Source organism: Sporosarcina sp. GW1-11, assembly GCF_033088395.1.
Taxonomy (GTDB): domain Bacteria; phylum Bacillota; class Bacilli; order Bacillales_A; family Planococcaceae; genus Sporosarcina.
The window spans coordinates 41523-48369 of sequence record NZ_JAPMIW010000023.1; the positions used below are offsets into that span (position 1 = coordinate 41523).

General features: G+C 40.9%; 5 protein-coding genes. 1 reads left to right on the top strand and 4 read right to left on the bottom strand.

The window, feature by feature from the left end; all coding sequences use genetic code 11:
- On the bottom strand, window positions 1-335 hold a 335-nt coding region (locus ORD22_RS12740), incomplete at its 3' end, for a MarR family winged helix-turn-helix transcriptional regulator (RefSeq protein WP_317646429.1).
- A 210-nt stretch (window positions 336-545) separates the two neighbouring features.
- Between ORD22_RS12740 and ORD22_RS12745 the strand changes: the two genes are divergently transcribed.
- On the top strand, window positions 546-656 hold the full coding sequence (locus ORD22_RS12745; RefSeq protein WP_317646435.1) for a hypothetical protein: 111 nt from the start codon (window positions 546-548) through the stop codon (window positions 654-656).
- A 255-nt stretch (window positions 657-911) separates the two neighbouring features.
- Here ORD22_RS12745 and ORD22_RS12750 read toward each other — a convergent pair whose 3' ends face one another.
- The 3 genes from ORD22_RS12750 to ORD22_RS12760 form a co-directional block, all read right to left on the bottom strand.
- Entirely contained in the window at window positions 912-2216 is a 1305-nt protein-coding gene (locus ORD22_RS12750) for a protoglobin domain-containing protein (RefSeq protein WP_317646431.1), read from the bottom strand.
- A gap of 260 nt (window positions 2217-2476) precedes the next feature.
- Entirely contained in the window at window positions 2477-3598 is a 1122-nt protein-coding gene (locus ORD22_RS12755) for a virulence factor (RefSeq protein WP_317646432.1), read from the bottom strand.
- A 19-nt stretch (window positions 3599-3617) separates the two neighbouring features.
- Window positions 3618-5492: an ABC-F family ATP-binding cassette domain-containing protein gene (locus ORD22_RS12760; protein WP_317646433.1), complete on the bottom strand. Its 1875-nt coding sequence runs from the start codon at window positions 5490-5492 to the stop codon at window positions 3618-3620.
- Window positions 5493-6847: the final 1355 nt, after the last annotated feature.

A 6847-nucleotide genomic window follows, 5' to 3' on the forward strand; every position in this document is an offset into this window, starting at 1 on the left:
ATCGCATCGTTTGCTATCGCGAGAACTTCTGCACCTTTTGCTGTTAATGAAATCCTATTGGAGCGCTGATCTAACGGATCCTTTTCAGACTGAATTAACTCTTTTTCAACAAGTTTTTTTAACCTAGTTGAAATTGCACTTTTATGTACACCTTGAATCTCTGCCAGCTGACCACTTGATAATTGACCATATGCAGATAAAATTTTTAATACTTGAATTTGTTCTGGTGAATTCTCTTTCCATATAGGCACGTCAAGATTTTTCATCACATGCTCTGTTCCATAGATCATGACTTCCTCAAATAATCCTACAGCTTCTTGAAGTTTATCCTTCAAAATAGTCCACCCCCTAAACTACTTTTAGTTTAGGGGGTGGACTATTTAAAGTCAACTGATTCACTTGTATGTTAGTAGATGATTACCCGTCAAAAAAAATCAGGCAAACAAGTGAGCTTCCTCCTTCGCCTGATCATTAGTTTTACACAATAAAGCACGCAATTTAGTAGTACACAGCCTATTAAGGAATCGGTCGAAGCAGAACTCGGCATCAGTCTAGTCTCACAATGGGCGATTCAAAAAGAGCTTCACTACGGTGATTTAGCACTATTGCCAGTAAAAGGTACACCTTTCAAACGAAAGTATTACAAGTTTTCATAGAGTTGCTGAAAAATAGCGAAGAACTTACCGTATTAAACAAAAAAACTACCGTTGACAAGGAATAATCTGGTCAACGGTAGTTTTTTTATACATTGGCAAGTACACCCGATTTCAGTTTAAATACAACTAACTGATCTCCTTCATCCAACGATATTTTCTTTTGTAACGCTGCAAAACATAATGATTTGCATACTCCAACGCAAAAGGACAACTTTGGCATACAAGTTGTCCTTTGAAAAACACATAGAATTCTCTTTAAAAATCCTCTGCGAGTTGCATTAAACCATCAGATGAATGCGCAATCGTTTCAATTGCTTGGTTAATCTCTTGTAAGATTTTCACGGTGTTTTTAATTGAGGTTCTTGACTGAGCGGCTTGTTCTTTCATACCAGATACTGCTTGCACAATCTCGTCATAGGAATGTGTAACTTGCTCGTTATTTTGCGCACTTTTTTGTATCAATTGCTCCATTAATCGAACAAATTTCGACATATCGTTTATGTTCGTATTCGTTTCTTCAATTATACCTGATACTTTACCGATTGCTTGTTTCGTTTCAACTGACAAATTTCGTACTTCTGTCGCGACAACAGCAAACCCCTTACCATGTTGTCCTGCCCTAGCCGCCTCGATTGCTGCGTTCAGTGAAAGTAAGTTTGTTTGATCAGCAATGGTAGTTATTAACGTGACAACTTCCCCGATTTGGTCAGAAGATGTATAAAGTGCATCCATTCGACTCATTAAATCTGCCATATATGTAACTATCTGTTCGAATTGTTTGGACTGTGTATTCATCAATTCTTTACCATGTAAAGAAGTGCTTTCGGTTTCTGTGATAAATGAGAGATTCTGTATAGTTGTTTCTTCTAGTAACTGGGATTTTGCAGATAGCTCTTCTGTTGATGCACTCGTTTGTTCGCTAATAGCTGCCAATTCCCGGGATGCGTTCAATACTTGATCTTTTACGATCGCCTTCTCTTTTTCTACTTGCTGACGATTTACTTCATTAAATTCTTCATACGCATCAAGAACTAATTGTTGCTCAAGATTCAATACTTTCATGAATGCACGTAATGTATTAAATTTACGATTTATCGGCATATCTAACTGTTCAATAAACGTGAAAAATCCATCATGTAGCATTTCGAATGCCGCCAAATACCACTTTGGCTCAAGACCTATCCGAACATGGATTTTAGCAATCGTTTTTCGTTGCTCCAAGTAGCTTGCATCAATTCTTCCTTCGAATAAAGATTCCATATGTTTTTGTAATGACACTTTCAAGCGCTCTATACTACTATGTTCCGAGATAATACGTAATAAATCCGGTTCAGCATCCATCGCTTTATAAAAAGCATCTGTCATTGTGGAGAACATCGGTTTGACCTGCTCGCGTATCTGCACAAGGTATTCCAGATCTACTTCCGTAAGATTAATCATTTGTATTTGTTTTTTCATAGTCGGATACCGTTCTAATGAAATGGTAGTAGTAACGGGTTTAAGGTCCTCTTGATAGCGATCATCTGTCTGAATTCTTCCTTTATTGAATAAGCGTATCATTATTTCTCTCCTAGGGGTGGCTAACTATTTATTTACTATGACACTTTTAAGTATATTGATTGCCATTTATTTCATAGTAATTCTAATCCATCTACCAGTATACAATGAAACTTGTTGCTTTTTGTAGAATTTTCGAATAATAAAAATAGAAATGGATATAATTCATCAAGATAGTTAGCCCCTAGAAATCCCGGACAGCTCATCAACTAGTTATTACTAACAATCAACTATGCGTATATTCGTTTTTCTACTTCCTGAGATTATTTACTTCTCTCAGTCATTTGACGCCAAATCGACCCTTTTGCTTCTTCGCCTTCTTCGATACGTGCGATCGCCATTCGCACTTGAAGCTTGACCTCGAATTCCGTATCGTTTTCAGCTTCATGCAGGGCTGGTAGTGCGTGTTCTGTTCCGGTTTCGTATAGGAACATCGCTGCACGCCAGCGAACTAGTTTGTTTTTGTCTTGCAACAAACGGATCGCCGCTGATTCAAATCTTACATACCCAAGATCACTCATGCAATCGGCTGCTGTTCGACGCACTGCCCAACTTTTGTCTTCTAATGCTTTTTCGATAAATGGAATGACTGATTCGTCTTCTATCATTCCAAGGTATACCGTCGCCAATCTACGGATTGACATTTTTTCATCTTCGAGCGCACGTGTGAGTACAGGATAATCGGAAACGTCTGGGTCCGGCATTTGGTCGAGTAGCTGGAATCGTTTTTCCCATTCGGGTACTGTAAATTCATCAAGTGTCACTTTTTGACCTTTTACTTTTGCTTGGCCATCTGCTTGTTCAGCTTTTTCTACTAATTCGTGTAGTCGTTTTTCTGGATACGCAGCTTCTAGTTCCTGCACGACTTGCTCTCCTACTTCTTGCAGTTCACCATAACGGATGCCGTAGTCTGCCCATTTTCTAAGTAGAATATAGTTTTCTACTTCTGAATGATGAACCCTCTCCATTGCCTGGATAAAGCGTTCGCTTAATCCGAAACGTTTTTCCGTATCACTGCTAAACACCTTTACTTGTAGAGGAATTTCTTTGTACGTTTGCACATGAACATAGACTTCACCGTAATGTTCATCTAGTTGAATTTCTTCAGATGCACCTGCTTCATTGTCTTCTTCATTTAAAATGGCGCGTACTTCAGCAAGAATAGACTCCCAAGGAACGTTGCCGATTCGCTCTACTGCCATGAAATCCATTACATGATAAATACCTTTTATGCCTTGAATGGCTAGTAACGAACGAATGGGCTCAGGTGCTTGTGCTTCATCTATCTTTTTATAATTATGACTTGTACCGTCCGGCAATGCAGTTTCTAAAATGATTTTCATCGAGTTCGGACTAGGTGTAGGTTCAATCATTTTTATTTTCAAGAAAATCTCCTCCAATAGGTTAGTCAGCTAGTTCCTGTAAGTAAGACCATTGTTCAATTAGTTCTTCATATTGTGTATTTAACTCTGCTAGTTGTTCATCTAGGACTCTAAGTCGGTCGTAGTCAGATCCTGTACTAGCCATTTCCGATTCAGTTTCCGAAATTTTTGATTCCAGCGCTTCTATATCTGATTCAATCGTTTCCCACTGTTTTTTCTCCGCATACGTCATTTTCTTTTTCTGCTTCGGTTGTTCCACTAGTTTCTCTTCAACAATTGGTGCTGCTTTCTGCTCCTTTTGTGGTGTTTCTTCCAAGAAATCTGAATACAAACCGAGCCTGACTTGTACGTCACCCGATCCATCGAGCACCCAAAGTTTGCGAGAAATACGGTCCAAGAAGAAGCGATCGTGTGAAATGGTCACGACAACACCTGCAAATGTATCAATGAATGATTCAAGAACAGATAGCGTCTCTAAATCCAAATCGTTTGTCGGCTCATCTAGCAATAACACGTTCGGTTGTTCCATTAATAACTTCAATAAATACAATCGCTTCCGTTCGCCACCTGATAGCTTCCCGATAGGTGTTCCGTGGGCTGAAGATGGAAATAAAAACCGCTCCAACATTTGCGTGGCAGACAGTCGCTCACCAGCACCTGTTTCTATATCATTGGACGTTTCACGAATATATTCAATGATCCGCTTATTCTCATCCATAATCGGAGTGTGCTGATGGAAATGGGCGATTCTCACAGTCGAGCCCATATCGATTTCACCTGAATCAGGCGCAAGCGAGCCTTCTAACATATGAAGAAGCGTCGTTTTACCGACACCATTCGGACCAATAATCGCAATACGATCCTTCGCTTGTAGTATCGCAGAGAACGGATGCAATATAACTTTCTCACCAAATCGCTTCGTAATATCCTTAATCTCAAGAACTTTCTTACCGAGGCGAGTAGTTTGCAAATCCATTTCAAAATCCAATGAATCACCTGACTGCTTCACTTTTTCCTCAAGATCTTCAAAACGACCAATTCTTGCTTTTTGTTTAGTCGAACGCGCTTTTGCACCACGTCGTATCCACTTTAACTCATTACGGTAACGATTACGGTCTTTTTGTTCAGAGGATGCAGCCATTTCTAAACGCGTCGCTTTAGATTCTAAGTAATCCGCGTAGTTTCCAGTATGCGAATACAATGTTTTATCCGCTAACTCGTATATATGTGTAGCTACTTGATCTAAAAAGTACCGGTCGTGCGTAATGAACATTACGGCACCTTGTACGTTTAGTAAAAAATCTTGTAGCCAACGAATCGATTCCACATCGAGATGGTTCGTAGGCTCATCTAATAATAATAAATCCGCTGGCTCAATCAGAACTTTTGCAAGCGCTACTCGTTTTTTCTGTCCACCTGAAAGTTCACCCATTTTGCGGTCGAACATATCAATTCCAAGCTTCATCAGAATAGTACGAGCTTGCGCATTCAAATCCCAGCCGCCTGTCGCATCCATTTCATTTTGCAAACGCGAGAAACGTTCTTGATATTCTGGATTAGAAGGATTGACTGTAAGTTCTTGTAGCGCGTGTTCATACTCAAGATTCAGCTTAATAATGGGTGCATCACTTTCAAACACCGTTTCCATCACGGTTTGCTCAGGGTTCACAACAGGTTCTTGCGGCAAAAAAGCAATTCTGTATTTATTTGGATGATCCATTGAAATCGTATCTGCGTCTTCTTGTCCCGCAAGTATCGATAATAAAGTTGATTTTCCTGTTCCATTGATACCAATTAAACCAACTTTCTCACCACTCGTAATCGTAAATTGCACGTTTTTAAATAATGTTTTATCTCCAACCGTCTTGGTTAACTTCTCAATCACTACTTGACTCATCTCGGCACATCCTATCTTCAAGTTCCTACTGTACTTAGTATAGCTGAAATAAGGAAAACTTGAAAATGAGTTGAATATCTGCACCTTGTTCTAGACACTTCAATCCGCTTCTGTATGTGGAGAAGTGATCATCACTGAACCCACTCCGGCGCTGGCGGATGGCTCCCACAATAAGCCAGATAGGAAGTGCGCCTATCCGTCTTATTGCTCCGCCTACCGCTTGTAAGGCGCCTTCGTTTCGTGAAGGGGAGTAAGTTGTAATAGTACTTTGAAGTTAGTGATTGATTTAGTAAGTTCTAGCCACGTTAATCTGCTTCTCTATGTAGTGAATTAATTCGTCACTGAACCCACTTCGGCGCTGGCGGATGGCTCCCACAATAAGCGAGAGGAAATAAGTGGCATAGTACGTTGAAGTCTAAAAGTGAATTTTACTATGTACCAAAGCCAACTAAAACTACACTGTACTCACCAGCGAAGGCACAACTGCGGGGTCAGCCGGAGCCATGAGACAGCTAGCGTTCTTTGCTAGTTGGCTCATGGCGGGAGGCAATCCCCCACGTGCCGAAGCGATGATAGAAGGATGACCTTCACTAACTTTAGTACCGTAAAAAGTCGAGCTACGACACATTACAAACTAGTAGTAAGTTCAAGCCATATCGATCCGTTTTTGTATGTAGTGAAGTAATTCATCACTGAACCCACTTCGGCGCTGGCGGATGGCTCCCGCAATGAGCCAGAAAGGAAGATCGCCTCTCTGTCTCATCGCTCCGCCTACCGCTTGTAAGGCGCCTTCGTTTCGTGAAGGTAAATAAGTGGCATAGTACGTTGAAGTTGTTTAGTGATTCAGTAAGTTCTAGACATGTTAATCCGCCTCTGTATATAGGGAAGTAATTCGTCACTGAACCCACTCCGGCGCTGGCGGATGGCTCCCACAATAAGCCAGATAGGAAGAGCACCTATCCGTCTTATTGCTTCGCCTACCGCTTGTAAGGCGCCTGCGTTTTGTGAAGGTAAATAAGTGGCATAGTACGTTGAAGTCGGTAAGAGATTCAGTAAGTTCAAGCCACATCTATCCGTTTTTGTATGTAGTGAAGTAATTCGTCACTGAACCCACTTCGGCGCTGGCGGATGGCTCCCGCAATAAGCCAGAAAGGAAAGTGCACCTTTCTGTCTCATCGCTCCGCCTACCGCTTGTAAGGCGCCTACATTTTTTGTGCGGTATTAGTTAGCCTAGTACATTGAAGTCAAAAAGTAGAATTCGCTAAGTTCCAAAGACTACAAAACTACACTGTACTTACTAGCGAAGGCACAACTGCGGGGTCGGCCGAAACAAAGAGACAGCTAGCGCCCTTTGC

Coding starts and splice junctions, on each gene's coding strand:
- ORD22_RS12750 (WP_317646431.1), bottom strand. CDS start 2,216: ATGATACGCTTATTCAATAAAGGAAGAATTCAGACAGATGATCGCTAT.
- ORD22_RS12760 (WP_317646433.1), bottom strand. CDS start 5,492: ATGAGTCAAGTAGTGATTGAGAAGTTAACCAAGACGGTTGGAGATAAA.